We start from the raw sequence: 21,847 nt of genomic DNA, 5'->3' as shown, positions 1-21,847 counted from the left end.
ATTTTGATGTTAAGATTGACTGAGTTTTGTAAAGTCAAACGTCGTAATCGGTGCTGCTTGTTCAATGTCTGAGCGGAAACTAGCGAGCATGCCCTTCTCTTCTTCTCCGATGGTAGCCAAATCAAATGCTTGATGCAGCAAGCCATAGATTAGCACGTGACGTAAGCGAAGGAAGTCAGGAATGTAGGCAAGCCACTCATCCCCAAGCTCATTCTCTTCACGATAGCCTTTAAGGAACTGCTTCATAAAGTTTCCTGCAAATGCTGCTTTGTCTTCGTATGGAATGACTGGGTACCACAACACATTGTATAGCAATATGCTAATGTCATTCATAAACCAGTTGTACCCGATATCATCGAAATCAAAGGTCGTAATTTTGCCTTGCTCCCAGTGGAAGTTTCCGTGATGGAGATCCGCATGAACCAATCCGTACGTATCCTGATTTTTCGGAAGCTTTGCCAGCTTTTCCATCAACTGATCCGCTTGTTCGAACACAAGCGTCTGATCGGCTGGGACATACTTACGTAATTTAAGCTGCTCCTCTTCATCCCACTCTTGTCTTTTATAACGCGGGTCTGACAGCTGATAGCTTTTTGTCAGTTTATGCATTCGGCCTGTGTACTGTCCAAGGGCATAAAATAATTCATCATTCCAGTCTGCCTCTTCGACTTTGTGGCCTGGTGCTTTTTCATAGACTCGCAGTAAAAATGAACCGCCTTGCCCATCGTCTACTTGTTCAATATCACGGCCATTTAATGAAGCAATTGGTTTCGCAACCGAAAGTCCGCCCTTCGCTAAGTGATGGAGCCATTCCATTTCACCTAAAATATAATCAGGTGATCTGCGGATGGTATGGGTAATTTTTAAAATGAAAGACTCTCCGTCTTTTTTAAGTTCATACACATAGTTTTCTGCATCTGCGATAAAGTGGATGTCACTTCGCTGGACTCCGTATAAATGAGTGGCCTCATCTAAAATTTTTGATTCATCATATATGGCTTTTACATCTTTATGCATGCTGATTCTCCCTCTTCATATATTTTGCTAATTCTCGAATGGTGTGTTTTTCAGCAAAATTCAAATCATCAACATACCAACCCTTCTTTTCAATCTCTACTTCCATTTTGACAGCAAGTAAAGAATTTCCTCCTAAATCGAAAAAGTCGTTGTCAATTCCTACTTTTTCCACATGAAGAATGTCACACCAAATCTCAAGAAGCAATGCCTCGCGTTCATTGGATGGCTGTGCGTAAAGTCCATGATCCTGCGTTAGTTCCGTCTTTAATATTGATCGAAGACCTTCTTGATCATGTACATTAAGGGCTTTTACATAGCCGCTGTGCAGCGTTTGATCTGTTTGAATCGTTTCCCATGTGTAACCTTCAGAAACTGAATGATTTGCTGTCTCCACCCTTTGATCCTCTATTTCTTCAGTCGAGTGCTGACGAGGTGACAGGTGCTCAACGATCTGAATGTGATCGCTCAGTGAACCGATTTCTTCCACTTGTATACGGTATGTTTGCTGCTCCTCCATCTCCTGCATCTGGTGCTCTTTCATAAATGACTTGAACAGCTCATTACGTCCAGTCGATGCAAATGTGAATTCAATAGAAGAAAGCTGGTGCTGACGACTGTATTCAGCGAGACATGTCAGACATTTTTGCTCAATCCCTTTTCCTAGAGCACGGCAGCTTAGCATCCATGCATCAATGATCAAGGTGTCTCCTGCATGATGAGCCAAGATTGCCCCTACAATTCCTTCATGACTGAAGCGATCCGCTGCTTCAATGACCCAGCCCTGAACATGCTCATTTTCCATCCGCTCTCTCAGCTGCTGTTCATCAAAGCGCTGATCATTTAAGCGGAATTGGTTAATGCGACTGCTCATTTGCGCCACGCGGGCAAGGTGATTTTCTCCCCACTCTGTTACACTCATGTTCAAATTCAAATCTTGTAAAAATTGCTCCATTGACGTCGACTCTGCTTTCTCTTTTTGACGAGCTTTTTCAGCCTTGTAGCTTGTTGTTCGCCCTCTATCTTCATCTGTGACATCATAGCGGTCAAATGCCCAAGCATGCTGGACGAATAATGGAATCGCTTTTTCATTGGCAGGTAGCAGGAGTGTCATCACTTCAGGCAGCTCTTCATTCATACGCAAGCACTGAGCAGGATCATCATCTAAGAAAATAAACTGAGATAATGAAAGATTCAGTGAATCTGCCATCTCTTTCAGATGTGCCGGTTTACTTTCCCAATTGATCCGCCAGTCGACAATATCGTCTTTTTGCAAGATCATATCTGGGTGGTTTTCAAACACGCGCCACACATCTTCTTCATTATTCCTGCTGCTTAAGACAAGCAAGAGACCCTCTTTTTGCTTTTGTTTTAAAAAGCGCTGAAGCGTTTGATGTTCTGGCGTAATATCGATACCTTCCACACCGTCTTCTGAAACGACACCTCTCCAAAGCGTGTGATCACAATCAATGGCCGCTACCTTAAATGGTGCACCTTGCCATGCAATGAACTCGCGTGCGACTTTTGTACCGATGGCTCCACAAAAGACTTCCGTGAATGGGAGGTGTGCGGCTTGCTCTCCTTTTGCATCAAAGATGTCAGCCATTTGATATTGCTGCGCAAGCTGACGGCAATCGATCAATTGAACACCGTCTATCTCAGATAATTGAGCAATCCACTCTTGTTCCACATCTTGCAGTGTGTCTTTAAGAGCAGCACTTATTGGCAGAATCCCAACAAAATATAGGTTATGTTTTGTTTTTGATTTCAGAACGTTTGCAAGTTCTTCAGCATGCTCTGAAGCTAGTTTTTTCTTTTCTTTTAGTGAAAGATGAACTGGGCCCGTGATATCCTCTAAACGAATGAGCAGAAGGTTCGCACCGTTTTTCTTCTGTGAGATCAGGCTGCGCTCATTTAATAATTCCTGATATACCTGCCCATACGGCGCAAATTGAACATCCAGCTGCACGTCAAACTGTTTGGTCCAGTATTGAATGTAAGGTGCGATTGGATCTGCTGTAAATGTCGAGCTGACCGTTAGTACGAGCGGTGCTTTTTCCTCTGCACGCTCCCTTTTCTCTTTTGCTTCTTGTTCTTCTTCCTGTGAAAGAACAACGAAATCCTTAAGCTGTTGATCAGGTGTTTGAACAGCCTGTTCGACCAAGTCCTCGAAGTGCTTGACAAAAGCTTGCATGGTCTCATGTTTAAACAGCGCAAGATTGTATTGAAGGACGCACTTTAACTCACCTGTTACTTCTCTGACAACATCCATTTTCATATCGAGTTTGGAAATTCCCTTTGCAAACTCATGTGTTTCAAATGTTAGTCCATCGGCTTCGATTTTAATATTCGGATCGTACTCATTATGGTAGATGAGCATAGTATCAAAGAATGGATTGCGATGCGGTCTTGTTTTTGGATTCAGATGTTCAACCATTTGGTCAAATGGATACTCTTGATGGTCATACGCATCCAGCAGCACTTGCTTTGTCTGCACCAGTTGCTCTGTAAAGGTTGCGTCTTGTCCCATGTCTAGTTTAATTGGCAAGAAGTTCGTAAACATGCCAATTGTATGCTCGATATCAGCATGACGTCTTCCAGCCACAAGTGAACCGACAATCAATTCCTCTTGATCCGCATAACGTGAAAGCAGTAGCCCATACAGCTGGAACAAGATGACGTTGTTGGTCAGCTGATACCGTTCAGCGAGCTGTTCAATTTTCTCAACGATGTGTGGTTCAATATTGAATTTGATCGCTCTTCCTAAGAAGGATTGTTCCTTCCGTTCGAAATCATATGGCATTGTCAAAGTTGGCACATTTGAGCCAATTTGCTGCTTCCAATAATCCTGCTGCTTTTGAAACATCTCGCTGCGGAAATATTTGTCTTGCCATTCTGCATAATCTTTATATTGAACAGTGAGTTCCGGCAAGGTTTCCCCTCGATAGAGCTCAGTAAATTCTTTAATAAAGATGTTCATGCTCGCTCCATCCGCCACAATATTATGCATATCGACTAATAAGAGGTGATCATGTGCTGCGATTTTCACAAAACGCACACGGATCAATGGTGCAGCCTTTAAGTCAAATGGACGAATGAATTCATCAATTTGTGCTTCTAATCCTTCTTCATCAGCCTCTGTCATTTCAACAGCAAACTGGAAGTCATCATGGACCCGCTGAACCGGTACACCATCTTTTAATTCAAAGGTCGTTCGCAAGGTTTCATGGCGATCAATTAATTGCTTGAAGGTCTGCTCAAAGCGCTCGACGTCAATTTCCCCTTTACATCTCAGTGCCATCGGCATGTTGTAAGAGGTCACTTGACCAATACGCTGATGAATGAGAAATGTCCGTCTTTGAGCAGCAGATAATGGATACGTGTCTTTCTTTTCGACTGGTTCAATCTTGAAATATTGATGCTTCTCTGCCTTTTCGATGAATGCTTGGAGCTTTTCAATTGTCGGGTTGTTAAACATGTCTGTGAGCGTTAGCTCTACACCAAACTCTTTGTGAATTTGAGAAATCAGACCGGTGGCATTTAACGAATGTCCGCCAAGCTCAAAGAAATGGTCGTCTCTTTCCACCTTTTCAATTCCTAAAATGTCTTTCCACATCCGCTGTAACGTTGCCTCAATATCATTCGATGCGACGGCATGGACTTGATTGTTTTCTTCTACTTCCTGCCTTTTGTTATCCTTTGGCACCACCATTTGTACACCTGAGGATGAAGATAATGCGGCTGTATCTACCTTTTCAATCCAATATCGTTGTCGTTCAAACGGATAGGTCGGCAAGGATACTTTTTGATTTGATGTCTGATTTCGCAATTTTGTCCAGTCAACCGGCACCCCTTGAAGCCAGATGTCACCCATTCTTCCCAGCAGGTAGCGGTCATCTGCTGCCTCTTCTTTAGGATGACGCATCAATGGAATCGGCTGCTGATGATGTTCTTTTGAAGCTTGGCGAATAAACGCACTTAACGTATTCCCCGGCCCGACTTCAACGATAATAGGATCAAGCTCCGTTAATAATGTCTCCGCTCCATCACGGAAACGAACTGCTTGCCGCAAATGATTAGCCCAATATGCTGGATCTTGCACTGCTTCATTGTCAATCCACGTACCTGTGACGTTAGAAATATACGGGATAGACGGTGCATTCAATTGATACTCGGCAACCTTTTCTTTAAATGATGGCAGGATGTCATCCATCATTTTAGAATGGAAGGCATGAGAGGTGTGAAGCTTTCTACATCCATGTCCAGCAGCCTCCAGCTTCTCAGCAAGTGCATCAATGGCCGCGGTCTCACCTGACACTACGCACAATTCAGGACCATTTACTGCTGCAAGTGACAGATCATCTGTTAAATACGGCAGCACGTTCTGTTCACTCAAAGGAACGCTCAGCATAGAGCCTTTTGGAAGCTGGCTAATGAGCTGTCCGCGATAAGCCACAAGATCTACAGCATCTTCAACAGATAGTAAACCAGATACCGCAGCAGCCGTATATTCTCCAATACTGTGACCGATCAGTGCCTGCGGTTTGACGCCAAAATGAATCAGCAATTTAGCCAAAGCGTATTCGACACTAAACAGAATCGGTTGTGTATATTCTGTTTGGTTGATCAGTTGACGATCATCACTTGTTTCTGTTGAGAATAAAATGCTGAATGGGTCAACTGAGACATGCTGTTTGAATTGATTCAAGCATTGATCCAGCGCTTCCTTAAAGACTGGATATTTATCATAAAGCTGACGCCCCATATCTACATACTGAGATCCTTGGCCTGGGAACAGAAAGACAACTGGACGGCTCGATGTTTGGGAGCTGGCCGTCTTGACCACATCTTTTGACCTTTGATTGAGCGCCTGTAACATGTCAGCCGTATTACTTCCAAGAATGACACGTTTATGCGGAAAATGATGGCGCCCTGTTTGCAGCGTATAGGCAACGTCACTTAGACGGACTTGCTGCTGATGCTGAAGTAAGTAGTCCGCAAGACGATCCGTCATTTTTTCAAGAGCTGCTGGTGTTTTCGCAGATAATAAAAGAAGTTCATTCTCCTCAGGGTTATCTGCGGCAACACGTGTAGCAGGTGCTTCTTCTAAAATGACATGAGCATTTGTTCCACCAATCCCAAATGAACTTACACCTGCCCGGCGAGGGGATTCCTGCGTGCTCCATGGCGTCAAGTCTGTGTTTACAACGAAAGGCGAATCGGCAAACTCAATTTTTTCATTTGGTGTTTCAAAATGAATGGTCGGCGGAATCACTTGATGCTTTAAGCTTAAAACGGTTTTAATAAAACCGGCGACACCTGATGCATCATTTAAATGACCAACATTCGATTTGACAGAACCAATGCGGCAAAAACCCTTTTTATCTGTATCGAAAGCTTGCTTGAGCGCTTCAATTTCGATTGGATCTCCAAGGGTTGTCCCCGTTCCATGTGCTTCAATGTACGAAATGGTTTCAGGTTCCACCTCAGCCATTCGAAGTGCTGTCTTAATCGCTGAAACTTGACCTTTCGTACTCGGAGCTGTATATCCTACTTTTCTATTTCCGTCATTATTAATAGATGATCCTTTAATGACAGCATAAATGTGATCACCGTCTTCAATGGCATCCTCTAAATTTTTTAAAATAACGGCTCCTGCACCATCACCAAAAACGGTTCCATCAGCTTTGTTATCAAAGACTCGGCAGTGTCCGTCAGATGAATGAATCATGCCTTCTTGATACAGATAGCCCGATTTTTGCGGCAGGCGAATGGACACGCCGCCTGCAACTGCCATATGACAGTCGCCGCTTAATAAAGCCTGAACGGCTAAATGAATCGACACCATTGAGGTCGAGCAGGCGGTTTGCACCACCATACTCGGTCCCTTCAGATTTAATTTATATGAAATCATCGTCGCTAAATAATCACGCATATTCAGAACGGCAGCTTCTAGTGTTTTCGAATCCTCACCTTGCGCCGCTCCTTGAAGTGCTCTCATAACCCATTCTGTATTGATCCCTGCACCTGTATAAAGACCGATTTGCCCTTTATATTCAAACGGATCGTACCCAGCGTCTTCAAGCGCCGTCCAAACACATTCATGAAACAGTCTAAACTGCGGGTCCATCATTGCCGCTTCCTTTGGTGTATAGTCAAAGAAATCTGCATCAAATAAATCCACATCATCTAGCATTCCTTTTGCTTTAACAAAACGGGGGTTTTTTAATAAAGCTTCATCTGTACCTTCACGCCGTAATTCTTCCTCTGTAAAAAAAGAAATTGTTTCTTTTCCCTTTTTCAGATTCTCCCAGTACTCATCTACATTTTTGGCCCCTGGAAAACGACCTGCAAGACCGATAACAGCAATTTCTGCGCCATGATAGTGATTCGTTGTATCATTCATTCTCGATTCCGCCTCTCAATCTTTTATTCCGTTGCTGTTTAAAACGAGCTCTTCGATCACCTGAAGTGACGACGGCTAGTTCTTCTTCCATCGCTTCTTCCTCCGAGTCCTCAGAAGGCTGGATATATTTCGCAAGCTCTGCAACAGAAGGGTACGTAAACAAGGTCACAACCGCTTCATTTGTTTGAAGTGCTTGATTTAACCGATTCGTGACTTGAACAATATCCAGCGAGCTTGCGCCGAGATCAAAGAAATTGTCGTGAATGCCCACTTGTTCCATGCCCATGAAATCCTGCCATACTTGACAGATCGCTTTTTCAGTTTCATTCCGAGGTGCCACATATGGATTGCCTAGCTCTGGTCTTTCATGCTTAGACACTTCATATGAATCTTCACTCTCTGCTGCCTTCGACTCTAGCGACAGCCATTGACCTATCCGTTCATCAAGATTTCCTGTGGACACGAGCATGTGTCGATTCTGCCGGTTAGACAGAACATACTGGAACAGCTCAGCACCCTCTTCTGGTAAAATCGCAAGCTCATTAATCGATTCACCAATTGTGGACTCTAGCTCACCCCAGAAATTCCACGCATCCCAGTTCACACACATCCACGGGGTTTGACTATGTTGATTGAGTCTAGCTGCAAATGCGTCCATATATAAGTTAGCCGCTGAGTAAGCAGAGAACCCTAAGCCCCCAAGCAATGCACTAATGGATGAAAAGAGGAGACAAAAATCCGCTTGTTCTTGATCTAGCAGCTGCTCTAGCACATCAAGTCCTTTTACCTTTGATTGGAATTGATCCTCTCCCTGCGCCAGTGTAGAAGGGATATCTTTAATTGCCCGGAACGATGTACTTCCTGGTAAACCAGCCGCATGGAATACACCATGAACGCCGCCATGCTTTTTGCGAATAGCATCAAATACATGTTTCATCTGATCAAGATTTCCTGCATTCGCCTGCACCGCTTCTACTGTTGCACCTAATCGTTCGAGCTCAAGCACCTTCTCAATTCTCGTGCGCTGCGCTTCATCGGCATTTGCTTGTTGAACGTATGACGCCCATTCATTTCTTGGCGGCAATGCCGTTCTTCCAGTTAAATAAAGATGTACATTTCCTTCCTTCGCCAGCATCTTTGATAAAACAAATCCGATACCGCCTAAACCTCCTGTGATCAAATACACACCATTTGGCCTGATCATCTTCGGTAGTCCATCTTCTTTTTGCAGTGGCAAATGCTTGTAGCTCTGCACCCAGCGCTTTCGATGACGATACGCCACGAGCTGGTCCTTTCCAGGCTGCATGATTTCCTGCACAATAAGATCGACAAGGACTTGTTCCTTCCAAGAGATGACTTCTGGCACGTCTTCCACATCGATATTCCAGCACTTAATATGATGGTATTCCTGTGAAATCACTTTACACGGTCCAAGCATTGCACTTTTCTCTGCACATATCGTCTCATTGCCTGTGACTGGCTGAATTCCGCTAGTGATCGTAAACAGACGGCACTCTCGAATATTTTTTTGGGCAGCAATCGCTTGAGATAAGAAAATTAAGCTGTAATAGCCTTTTTCAATGTGCGCTTGAAAAGCGGCTTGACGATTCGAATTGTCATCTTCTTTCGCTGCTTCCCATAAATGCAGAATCCGCTGGATATTGATGCCTCTATTAGACAATGTATCTAGCATATTTCGGTAGTGCTGGCCTTCTGCCGGATTGATCGTAAACGACTCATCTTGCTCTTGATAAGCTTCACCCTTCGTGACAGAAATAACCTTGATCCCTTTTTGCTTAAATGAATGGGTAAACAGTTCATGAAAAGCATCCTGTTCCTTGAAAATAAGCCACGTTTGTTCTTCTGTTTCTTTTTCGAAAACTGGTTTTAGCGGCTGCTGCTCCCATGAAGGCAGGTAGAACCATTCTTCCATCTCTTTTTTCTTCGTTTCCTTAGGCGCGGATAGCTGCGGAGACGCAGGCTTTCCTGCTTCAATCCAATATCGTTTCCGCTCGAATGGATAGGTTGGCAGCGATACGAGCTGACCTTCCTCTTGCGCTAGATGTTGCTGCGCTCTGACCTCGTAGCCCCCTGCCCATAGCTCTCCTATTCTCTTTAAGAAATAAGCATGGTCATCCGCTTGTTCTCTCGTATGCCTCACCATATTCAGGACATCATGATGAGACTCTTTGTTTTCATGACGTTTCGCTAAAGCTGTCAAGCTGTTTCCAGGTCCAACTTCAATGAGTGCTCGTACTTCATCGGTTAACAACTGAGATAGACCTTCATGAAAACGAACGGTTCCACGCAGATGGTTCGTCCAATAAGATGCTGTCATCACATCTTCACTTGTCGCCCAAGTGCCTGTGACATTCGATACAAACGGAATCGCCGGCTCGTGCAATTCTACTTTCTCTACGATTTGTTGAAACGCCTCAAGCATCGGCTCCATCATGTAGGAATGAAAGGCATGAGACGTATGGAGCTGTCTGGTGATTATTCCTTTGTCTTGCAGTTTCTTTTCAAATGTAGCGATATGCTCTTCTCTTCCAGAAACGACACAAAGGTCTTTTGCATTGACAGCAGCAACAGAAAGCGCTTCATCGATCATCGAGACGAGCTCCGCCTCGGGTAATTGCACACTAAGCATCGCGCCTTTTTCCATGTCTTGCATCAATCTTCCTCTTGCCATCACGAGTGTTAACGCAGACTCGAGAGAAAAGACCCCTGACAAACAAGCGGCAACGTATTCGCCGATACTGTGTCCAATCATTGATTCTGGCTCAACACCGCTGTGCTGAAGCAATTTAGCTAATGCATACTCAAATATAAAGAGAAGTGGCTGGGCATTTGATGTTTTTGTGATGTCTTCGTTCGTTTCATCCTCGGAAAAAACAATGCCCTTTAAATCCACTTGTTCTGTTTCCATGACATATTTAAAACATCTATCTACTTCCCATTTAAACACTGGCTCTGCATCGTATAATCCGCGCATCATACCAGCATACTGTGCGCCTTGACCTGAAAACATAAAGGTCGCTTTACGCCATTTTTTGCTTCGGAACACACTCGTTTCAAGCTGTTTCTGCTGCATCCATTCATCAGCAGACGCGAGCACGATTGCTTTTCGGTATGGAAATTGCTTTCTGCCATACCGTAATGTATAAGCAATATCTTCAAGCGGGACTTGAGGATGCTCGATCACATACTGCTTTAATCGCTCTGTCATTTCCGCTAAAGCAGTATCTGTTTTTGCAGATAAGACAAGAAGCTGCTTTTGGTTAGAAGCTGGTTTTTGCTTCGCCTGCAAGCCCTCTTCTATGATCATATGGGCATTCGTTCCGCCGATACCGAAAGAGCTAACTCCCGCTCTTCTCGGACCATCCGCTTCCTTCCAATACAACGCCTTTTGATTCACATAGAACGGTGTATCTTTGAAAGGGATCTCCTGATTGGGTGATTCATAATGAATGGTTGGCGGGATCGTTTTATGCTGGAGAGCCAAAATGGCTTTAAACAGACCTGCAATCCCTGCTGCACTATTTAAGTGTCCGACATTACTTTTCACAGAACCAATCGGAATCGTCAGCGGATCTGTCCCTTTGAACACTTGGCTAAGAGCGGATACCTCAATTGGATCTCCCATTTTTGTCCCTGTACCATGTGCTTCTACATAACCGATAGAGGCGGGATCGATACCTGATTTTTCATACGTTTCTTTTAAAACCTCTGCTTGTCCTTCCACACTCGGAGCGGTAAAACCAGCTTTTCGGCTGCCATCATTGTTCACACCAACCCCTTTGATGACCGCATGAATCGGGTTGCCGTCTCTCACCGCATCTTCATAACGTTTTAGCAAAACAATCCCCGCTCCATCTCCGAAAATGGTTCCGCTCGCCTCTTGGTCAAACGGACGGCAATGTCCATCTTTTGATTGAATCATCCCATCTTGATAGATGTAGCCGATATTTTCTGGAGAACTGACCGTCACACCGCCGGCCAGTGCGGCATCACATTCTTCATTCAATAAGGCTTGACAGGCCATGCCAATATTGACAAGTGAGGTCGAACAAGCTGTCTGCATGGTCACACTAGGACCGTGTAAATTCAATTTATAAGAAAGCTGCGTGCTAAAAAACTCACGATCATTTAACAGCATGGCGCTGAATTGCTCAGTTGCTTCCATTTGATGGGCAAAGCGCGTCAGCCACTCATGATTTGGACTCGTTCCTGTATAAACACCAATCTTCCCTACCATTCGATCAGGGTCACAGCCAGCATCCTCCAGCGCTTCCCAAGCACATTCATGCAAGAGCCTGAACTGCGGATCCATTAGCTCTGCCTCTCTAGCAGAATAGTTGAAGAAGTCTGCATCGAAGCCTTCAATCTCTTGTAAACGACCTTTTGCTCCAATGAAATTCGGATGCTGGTAGACAGACGCATCCAGCCCTGCTTTCTTGAGCTCTTCTTCTGTGAAAAAGTGAATCATTTCCTCACCATTCACAAGACACTGCCAAAAGTCTTCTAACGATGAAGCTCCTGGGAATCTTCCAGCCATTCCGACAATCGCAATATCCGTATGCTCTTGGGACGTGTTTTTTACTGGGTGAAGTGCAGGCATTTGAGCCTGTTCCGACTGTTCTTTAAACAAATATTCGGCAAGACTTGCCACTGTCGCAAATCGATACAATTGCACAGTGTCAATTTGCTTGTCCACATGCTCAGATATTTTCGCTGCGAGCTGAGAAATATCAAGGGACGTCGCACCAAATTCGAAAAATGGCGTTTCATCATCCATTTGATCAAACCCAAAATGAGTTTGCACAATGTCGTGAATGTCTTTTTGTAAAGAAGCGATAGTAGCAAAGACACGCTGTTCATTCTGCGGCTTTTGCGGTTCAATGGCTGCCGTCGTATTTGTTTGAGCAGAGAAATCGGTTTTATGAAATGGGTACCCCGGTAGCGGAATACGTTGCCTATTTTTCTCCTCTGTTAAAGGTAAGGCTAAGCCGACTCCCATTTCCCAAAGAACGCCTGCGATTTGAAGCATGTCTCCATCAAGTGGTTCAGTTGTTTCTTCTGCTCCCTTTTCAACGACAATTCCTTGTTTCATTGAAAGGTCAATCATCAAAGCTGGTGATTCTTGCTCCATCATTGGCGATTTTACAGGCTGATTCATGTTAAGAAGACCTTTGGCAGATGATGGGTCGAAAGTGGTTAGTTCCTCCCCAGTTTGCTGCAAGTAAACTGACTGCTTTAGTGTCCTCTGGGGCAGTGAAGCCAGCCTTTGATTAAGCGTCTCGGAGTCATGAAGGTGGTACACAATAGATGCCGCATCGTTTAGCTCAAGGCCGCCTGCTGCATATAAAGCTGTCCAGACGCCGCTGCCTTCTCCAATCCATCTATCTGGTTCAATTCCGAGTGTTCTTAGCATGTTGGCAAAAGCCGCTGTCATGATTAGCATCGCCACTTCTGATTGACTACTTTGGTTAGGATGGAACAGCTCGTCTTTTTTGATAGGTACCGCAGTTTGGACGAGGCTTATGATTCGATCCACTTCTATTTTGAAAGAAGGATCTTTCTCATACAGCTTGATGTAATCTCGTAAACCTGACTCATGATACCCTGTCAGCTTCATACTGATCCGTTTATAAAGAAGACTTTCTCTACCTGCTGTCTCTTCACTCAGCACTTGCAGCTCCTCTATTAACTCTTCCCACGTTGAACAGACAAACGCTTTTCGATATTTGAAAGCCTTTCTTCCACTTTGTAAGGTATAAGCTGCTTCACCAAGTGAGAGATCAGGATGTGAGGAGACATATTCCTTTAAGTTTTTTGTCATGTTCTTCAGATCATGCGTTGATCTAGCTGATAGTACGATTAATTCTTTGGACGAGGCCTTGCTGTTTGCTTTTCTCGGCTTCGCCTCTTCTAAGATGACATGAGCATTTGCTCCCCCTATACCAAAGGCGCTGACTCCAGCTCTCCGTGGCAAATGAGATGTCTTCCACTCCCCTTTGTCTGTCCCAACATAAAATGGGGTTTGATCAAAAGAAATACGGTGATTTGGTTTGTCAAAGTGCGGCATCGGGGCAAATTGACGATGATGTAGCATCATGACTGTTTTGATAAAACCAGCTACGCCGCTTGCGGCATCTAAATGCCCAATATTGGCTTTGACTGATCCAATTCGGCAATAGCCTTGTTGATCTGTTTGAAAAGCACGAGTAAGCGCCTCAATCTCAATCGGATCTCCAACCGGCGTACCCGTTCCATGTGCTTCGATATAAGAAATCGTCTCTGGTTCTGTCTCAGCCATTTCTAACGCAGATTCAATGACACTTGCCTGTCCACTCACACTTGGGGCTGTATAGCCAACTTTATTGCTCCCATCATTGTTCGTTGCAGATCCTTTTACGACAGCATAAATAAAATCTCCATCTTCTATCGCATCTTTTAATCGTTTTAGCGCAACAACGCCTGCACCTTCACCAAAAACGGTTCCTTTTGCTTTTTCATCAAACGGACGGCAATGACCATCAGGAGAATAAATCATTCCTTCTTGGTATTGATAGCCTGTGATTTGCGGCTGATGAAGTGTGACACCTCCTGCTAATGCAAGGTCACATTCACCTCCGATTAATCCCTGGCATGCCATATGGATCGCAACAAGCGACGTGGAACAAGCCGTTTGCACCGATACGCTTGGACCTTTTAGATTTAATTTATAGGCAATCCGAGAAGCAAAGGATGGGTCATTGAGATGCATGATTTGAAACACATCTTCGTTCTTTGCAAGTGACGACATATGCTGCCCCATCCACGATAGATTGCTAGATGCACCGGCATAAAGACCAATTAATCCTTCGTATTGCTCAGGCTCATAGCCTGCATCCTCTAGCGCATGCCATGTGCATTCATGCATCAATCGAATTTGCGGGTCCATAATAGCTGCCTCTCGCGGAGAGTAGCCAAAAAAGTCTGCATCAAATGATGATGCATGCTGTAAATATGGCTTTGCCTTGACATAATCAGAACGTTTGAGCAGCGTCTCATCTACACCCGCTGCCTTTAATTCTTCATCAGTGAAAAACGTAACGGATTCTTTTCCTTGCGATACATTTTCCCAAAACGCTTGCACATTCGGTGCTCCGGGAAACGTACCTGCTAATCCTACAACTGCAATTTCAAGTCCAGATTCGCTCCATTGCTCTTGATCAGACATACGCTGCATTTCTCCCATCTATTTTCGTTTTAATCTCTGTTTACGGCGGTTTTTCCCATCTGCCATCGCCTGTTTGCGGAGATTAGATGATTCAGTGACAGCTTGCTTTTCTTCCTTCACGCCATGTATCTTCTTCAGTTCTGCAGCCAAAGATGCAATCGTTGGATGACTATACATCATGACCACTGGAACCTCTATCCCATAAATTGATTTAATATGACCGCTCATTTGCAGCAAATCAAGGGATGTCGCACCCATTTCAAAGAAGTTCTCATTTACATCCGGTTCATGAGGAAAAAAGGAGCTGAGTACATCACTCAATGATGCTTCTAGACGATCATCTATGACCTGCAATGTTTGTTGAGTCGGCCCTTCTTCCTGCTGCATAGGTGTTAATCGGTGTTTGATTCTCTCTCCCATGTCTCGAACAGAAACAAGAATTTGCGGATAATCTAGACGTAGCACTTCCTGAAAGGCCTTGATTCCTTCATCTGGTGAAATACCCGCCTGCTCCTCGAGCGCCATCATGTCTTTGACTTTAGACGCTAATGCTGAGTCGTGTGCCATACCGACTTTTTCCCATCGATCCCAGTTTAAAGAAATCACTGGCTTTCCTTCCTGCCTCTTCGCATGAGCAAAGCTGTCCATAAAAGCATTGGAAGCCGCATATGCCACTTGTCCAGCCGCTCCAAGAAAGGACACAAGGGATGAACAAAGTAAAAAGAAGTCAAGCGTTTCATCCTTCAGTGCTTCATCCAGCACATAAGTCCCGTTGATTTTTGCCTGACACATGCGAATTTCATCGTCTGCTGTTCTTGCTTGGATGATCTTCCCATCTGCCTCTCCTGCCGCATGGATAACTCCATGTAAGTCACCAAACGTTGTATGAGCCAGCTCGACTGCTTTCTGAACAGCGTCTTTATCTGACACATCACCGTGTATAGTTAGTACATCAGCTCCTAACTCTTCAAGAGTCATCAGCTTTTTCACGGTTTCAGCTTCTTTCCCGTCCGCATCACGCAGTTCATCCCATGCAGGGCGTTCACGTATTTGTGATCGGCTGAGGAATACCAGTTTTGCTTGATACGTTTCTGCTAAATGTTGAGCTAGTGTGAAGCCAATGCCTCCCATACCGCCGGTCAGGAGGTAAATCCCATGAGTCCTGAAAGGCTGCGCGGACGATTTCTCTTTGCTTAAAGGTGTACTTGAAGCTTTTCGAACCCACCTGCTGCTCCCTCGATACGCCACGACCGCCTCTTGATCGTGCATCGCAACCTCGTATGAAAGAAATAGCGGCCAGTCCGCCTTTGTTTCCTGACATAAATCAACGTGCTGACACGCAATATGCTGATATTCTTGAGGAATAGTCAGCGCTAATCCAGTACATGTTGCTTGAAGAGGATTGACCTTCTCCATCCCGATGACATCATGCGCTTGGTTTGTCACAAGGTGAAGACGGATGGTTGTATTATGATGCTGACTGATCAGCCTGACGAGATCGAGTACAGATAAGTAGTTGGGCTGATTACCTGTATCTTCTGTTAGTTCATCCTGCATCCAGATGATCTCTTCCGGTATAAATTCAGATCGTTGCAGTTCAGCCATAAGCCACTCTAAGTGTGACAGCATATGAACGTCAGCCTTCATCAACTGGTCATTTTCTTTAATCGTATGATCACTTTGACAGACACTGACAACCTCTGCATGCCGTTCTTTCAAATAGTCGCCAATATGACCACTTCTCTCAAAAACCAAGATACGCTTCCCTTGATGCTGCTGCTCTTTTAGTACAGGTATAGAGCGCTCCCATACCGGCATGTAAAACCAGTCTTGAAAATCAGTGGAGAGTTCCACTCCCTTTTCTGATGGCGCCAAAGCAGTCATCAGCTGATCCGCTTTAAACTGCGGAGAGGGAAACACTTGATGCTCGAATGGATAAGTTGGCAGTGACACTCGATGTGGATTCTTATTTTTTCTAACAGCGCTCCAGTTCGGTTCCACTCCAAAACTCCACAGCTTCCCTATAGCCTTTTTCATATATTCATCATCAGCAGCTTGTTCTTTTGGATGTCTCACCAATGAAACAGCCGCTGCTTTGTTCACATCATAGTCATCATGTCGTCTCACAAATTGAGTCAACGTATGACCTGGGCCCACTTCAATGAAAACCACTTCTCCAAGTCCAAGTAACGTCTCTAATCCTTGACTAAATAAAACAGGCTGTCTGATATGAGATGCCCAGTAATCAGGGGATGAGGCTTGCTCATGTGTTAACCAGTTCCCTGTCACATTCGAAAGAATTGGAATCTCGCCCTGTTGATAGGTGATCTCTGAGAGAACGTTCTTAAACTGTTCGGACGCTTCAGCCATCATACTCGTATGAAAGGCGTGAGAGGTTTTCAATGTTTGGACAGAAGCTCCTCTTTTTTCAACTTTTTCGAGGTAGATCTGTAGTCGTTCTGAAGGACCGGAAACAACAGATAATTGTGAGCTATTCACCGCAGAAAGCTCGACACCTTCAGGAAGATCATGATCAATGTCTTTGGCAGGGAGTGACACTCCGGCCATTTCACCCCGAGGCATTTTTTGCATCAAACTACCTCTTTTTAAAACGATACGGATTGCATCTTCGAGGTGTATGATACCCGCCACACAGGCAGCCGTGATTTCTCCAATGCTATGACCAATGAAATAATGCGGACGTATGCCTAGTCCCATCAGCTTCGATGCGAGCGCATACTCAAAACTAAACAAGATGATTTGTGTATATGATGTTTGCTGCATGAGTTGTTCTGCTTTGATGAACTCTTCTTCGGTTGTTGGATATAACACGTTCTCGATCTCAACACCTGATAAAGATAAGATAATGGCAAAACATTTCTGAAGCGTTTGTTTAAATTCAGGATCTTTCTCATATAAATCTTTGCCCATATTCACATACTGAGCACCTTGTCCAGAAAACATCCAGACGACTGCAGGCTGTTGAAAGGCCTTTTGCGGCTGTCCGGCTGACTGGAATGTGCGGTCAGCACCCGCAAGAAAAGCTTGTCGATAAGGAAAATGCTTTCGTCCCTCTTGCAGCGTAAATGCAGCATCTGATAGCGTGACACGCTTTTGTTCTTTTAAATAAGATGTCATTTGTTCAGCAGATTTTTGAACCGCCTGCTTCGATCTTGCCGAAATCACCATTAGTTCATGATCTCTTTCTACTGAAGGTTTGTCGGATGCGGGTGCCTCTTCCATGATCAGATGTACATTCGTACCACCGACTCCAAATGAACTAACTCCGGCTCGCAAAGGATGCTCTGTTTTCGTCCATGGTACAGGTGTTGTATTGACATAAAATGGACTTGATTCAAAATCAATTTTCGGATTCGGTTTTTTATAATGAAGGCTAGTCGGTAGCATCTGATGGTACAGACTAAGCGTTGTCTTGATAAAACCTGCAACCCCTGCCGCTGAGTCAAGATGGCCAATATTGGTTTTCACAGACCCAATCGCACAAAACTGTTTTTTATCCGTTTGAAAGGCTTTCTTTAGTGACTCAATTTCAACCGGATCTCCAAGAGTTGTACCTGTGCCATGTGCTTCAATATAAGATATACTCTCAGGCTCTACACGACTGATGCTGAGAGCCTTTTTAATCACTTCGCTTTGTCCTTCTATACTTGGTGCTGTGTAGCCAACCTTCCGCCCACCATCATTGTTATAGGCTGAACCTTTAATCACGCCATAGATATGATCCTTATCTTTTAGTGCCTGCTTTAATGATTTGAGCACAACAACACCGCAGCCTTCACCACCAACGGTGCCTTCTGCCTGTTCATCAAAAGCCCGGCAGTGCCCATCTGGCGACATGATCATGCCCTCTTGATACATATATCCTTTTTTGTGAGGGGTCGTAATCGTGACGCCTCCTGCGAGAGCCATTTTACATTCTCCAGTAATCAGCGCGCGCGCCGCCATATGAATGGCAGTCAAAGAGGAGGAACAAGCTGTGTCAACAGCTACGCTCGGCCCCTTCAAATTCAATTTGTAGGATACTTTTGTGTTCATGAAATCTTTATCTGTTAACTGAACAGCCGCAAATTGTTCGGATGAGTGATTCGTTCTCATCAACATGGAAGCAGCTTGCCAATATAAATTAGCAGAAGCGGCTCCAAATAAACCAATCGGTTCCTGATAGGTTTCAGGGTTATAACCTGCATCTTCAAGAGATTCCCACGCCACCTCATGAAACATGCGGATTTGCGGGTCCATGACTTCTGCTTCACGCTGTGAATAACCAAAGAAATCTGCATCAAAGTGGTCATGTTGATCGACTGCTCCTTTGGCACGTACATATTGCTCATGATCCAATGCTTCTTTCTCAACCCCTGCCTCAAGCAGCTCTTCCTTCGAAAAGAACGTAATAGATTCTCTTCCATTTGAAAGGTTGTCCCAAAATTGATGAATATTCTTTGCGCTCGGAAAACGACAGGCCATTCCAACCACTGCAACCTCTAATCCTGTGAACTTACTCATCTATCATCCCGCCTAACAGTTGAGCGGCACTTTCTAAGTCATCCGCTTCATTTTCTCCATCAGCTTCAATCTGTTTCTCTTGCCCTGATGCTTTGTTTTTTAAGTGAGCAGCTATTTGCGAAACAGTTGTATATTGGAACAGCTCCATCACTGTCAGCTCCTGCTGAAATTCCTCTTTTACTTTATTGGACAGCTCAACGATATTAAAAGAGTTCCCCCCTAAGTCAAAAAACGGTTCATCTATATGAATCTGCGAAGCAGGGACTTGTAAAATAGAGGCGAAAATGCGAACAAGCTTCTGCTCTGTTTCATTATGTGCTTGAATGGTCACAGGCTCTTGATGGTCCGCAAGCTGATCTTCTGGATTCGGCAGTGCTTGAATATCCAATTTCCCTGATAGATTCAAAGGAAATTGCTCTATTTGAATGACATGCCTCGGCACCATATAACCTGGTAATCTTTCACTTAAAGATTGACGAAGCGCACGCTGATCTATCACTTGTTTTGCCATGATGTATGCGCAAATGTATTGATCCTGATCCTGCGTTTCCTTAGGAATGACAATGACATCTTGAATCAATCCTTGCATATGCGGGTCATCAAGAATCGCTCTGCGGATTTCCTCTAGCTCAACTCGATATCCCCTAATTTTCACTTGGCCGTCGTTTCTCTTGGCAAATTCTAATAAACCATCAAACCGCCATCTTGCAAGGTCTCCCGTGCCATATAACACCCCGTTGCTCAGCTCTGGTTTTTCGATGAATTTCTCCTTGCTCAGATCAGGGTGATTGATGTATCCACGACCTACACCATCGCCTGCTATATATAACTCTCCAAAGACGCCAATCGGAACTGGCTCTCCTTGCGCGTCACATATGAAAATATGCTCATTCGGCATCGGCTCCCCAATAGGAATGACTTGCTCATCCCAGTCTTGGGGAATCAAAAAAGATGATGACTGAACCGTACATTCAGTCGGCCCATACGCATTAATCATGATTGGTTTTTCACCTGATATATGCTGTAAAAATTGATCCATCAGCTCTTTTGTGAACACCTCTCCGCCCACCAGCATCATCCTCAACGCTGGCAAGTCTTGTTTTGATTGCGCTGCTGCCTTGTTCATCAGCTTTAAGTGAGAGGGAGTCACATCAGACAGTTGAATGTGATGTTCTTGGTAAAACGACCATAACGCATGCCCATCCATACGGACTTCATCTTGGGCAATATGCAGCGTATGGCCAAGGAGCAATGCCGGGAACAATGTTTGAACGGACGCATCAAAAATGTGTGAAGCCAGCATCCCTACTTGCAAAGGATCAGGGAGCAGTTCAAAAAAGCGCGTTTTCATTCCATATACCAAATTAATGACATGACGATGTTCGATAACGACACCTTTCGGATGCCCTGTCGTACCTGATGTATAAAGGACATACGCCATATCCGAAGGCGAGATAGCCCTAGTCAAATTCTCTTTTATTGATGATTCTTGAAGCATGTCTTGAATCACATGAACCTCGACATCCAATCCTTCGTGTCCTTCTGTATCCGAGACAATAGCTGTTGCGCCGCTGTTTTTGAGCATATACCGAATTCTTTCGATCGGTAGATGGACATCAATTGGTAAATAAGCATAACCAGCCTTTAAGATGCCAAGAATGGCGATGACTAGTTCAGCAGATCGATACATTCTGAGTCCAACTGGAGTCTCACGTGTTATCTGACTTTGAGATAGTCTACACGCAATGCGATCTGATAAATGATCAACCTCTTCATATGTATAGGAGGTGGTGCCAAACACAACAGCCGTTCGTGCTGGATGCAATTGGACTTGTTGTTGAAATAACGACACAATATCACGATCCACTGGATAAGGGAGCGACTCCCCTTGAAACGAATCAAACAGCTGACTTTTCTCCATGTCAGATAAAAATGAGTGTGTGCTCATCGTTTGCCCAGACGTTTCGAGACATTGCTCTGTGAATCTCATGAAATGATTGGAGAACTGCTCCATCATTTTGTCATCATAAATGGAAGCATCCCAGTGAACTTCAGCATGAAGGTGATCTTGTTCTTTCTTCCAAACAATGAGCACATCCGCATGCAGCTGCTCTCTGTCAGCTTGCCCATGCAATGGCTCAAATGCACATGCCAGATTGACACGTTTCTTGTCTTCTCCAACTGAATGCCAAAGCTCATCCATTAATATATGAACAGGATAGTTTTGGTGACGCACTGCCTCCTGAAACGATCGTTTCACTGCCTCTAGCCCTGCGCTAAAGCTCATATGAGGCTCAATCTCTGCCTTAAGCGGTAGCATATGATTGATGGCGGATTGATGAGCAGACTGTTCCATTGTAGGAACAGTCACCATCAACTCAGTTTTTCCGCTATATCGTTGAAGCAAGCCAAAAGCTGCTGTGGTTAGCACGATAAACAGGCGCAAATCAGAATCTCCACATAATTGCTTTAACGCATGATTCATAGCCACAGGGAAGGACGAATGAAGCGATCGGTTCATTGCAGCAGGCTTGGCTTGTGAAACTGTATGAGGAATACGGCCATCAAGCTGGACACCTGATAAAATTGATGTCCAGTAGGCTCTTTCCCTCACCCTTTCCTTCGCCGCTGCTTTTAGTTGAAAATCATCATGTTCAATCACTCTTCCATTCACCTCT

At 44.4% G+C, this 21,847-nt stretch carries 5 protein-coding genes; all 5 read right to left on the bottom strand.

What is annotated here, in order from left to right; all coding sequences use genetic code 11:
- Positions 1 to 9: 9 nt before the first annotated feature.
- From MHI35_RS03270 to MHI35_RS03250, 5 genes are read right to left on the bottom strand one after another with little or no spacing between them, the layout of a single operon-like run.
- On the bottom strand, positions 10 to 1,017 hold the full coding sequence (locus MHI35_RS03270; protein WP_335349139.1) for a phosphotransferase enzyme family protein: 1,008 nt from the start codon (positions 1,015 to 1,017) through the stop codon (positions 10 to 12).
- Complete coding sequence (locus MHI35_RS03265; RefSeq protein WP_335349138.1) at positions 1,010 to 7,420, bottom strand: HAD-IIIC family phosphatase; 6,411 nt, start codon at positions 7,418 to 7,420, stop codon at positions 1,010 to 1,012. Before MHI35_RS03265 ends, MHI35_RS03270 begins: the two co-directional genes overlap by 8 nt.
- Positions 7,413 to 14,645: a beta-ketoacyl synthase N-terminal-like domain-containing protein gene (locus tag MHI35_RS03260; protein WP_335349137.1), complete on the bottom strand. Its 7,233-nt coding sequence runs from the start codon at positions 14,643 to 14,645 to the stop codon at positions 7,413 to 7,415. The genes MHI35_RS03265 and MHI35_RS03260 overlap by 8 nt, the downstream gene beginning before the upstream one ends.
- A gap of 18 nt (positions 14,646 to 14,663) precedes the next feature.
- Positions 14,664 to 19,169 carry a type I polyketide synthase gene (locus tag MHI35_RS03255; protein ID WP_335349136.1) on the bottom strand — a complete coding sequence of 1,502 codons (4,506 nt, stop codon included), beginning with the start codon at positions 19,167 to 19,169 and terminating at the stop codon, positions 14,664 to 14,666.
- Positions 19,162 to 21,831 carry a non-ribosomal peptide synthetase gene (locus MHI35_RS03250; protein ID WP_335349135.1) on the bottom strand — a complete coding sequence of 890 codons (2,670 nt, stop codon included), beginning with the start codon at positions 21,829 to 21,831 and terminating at the stop codon, positions 19,162 to 19,164. The genes MHI35_RS03255 and MHI35_RS03250 overlap by 8 nt, the downstream gene beginning before the upstream one ends.
- Positions 21,832 to 21,847: the final 16 nt, after the last annotated feature.

Origin of the sequence: Bacillus sp. FSL K6-3459 (assembly GCF_038003305.1) — a bacterium.
GTDB lineage: Bacteria > Bacillota > Bacilli > Bacillales > Bacillaceae > Bacillus > Bacillus pumilus_O.
This window is presented reverse-complemented; position numbering and strand designations above follow the sequence as displayed.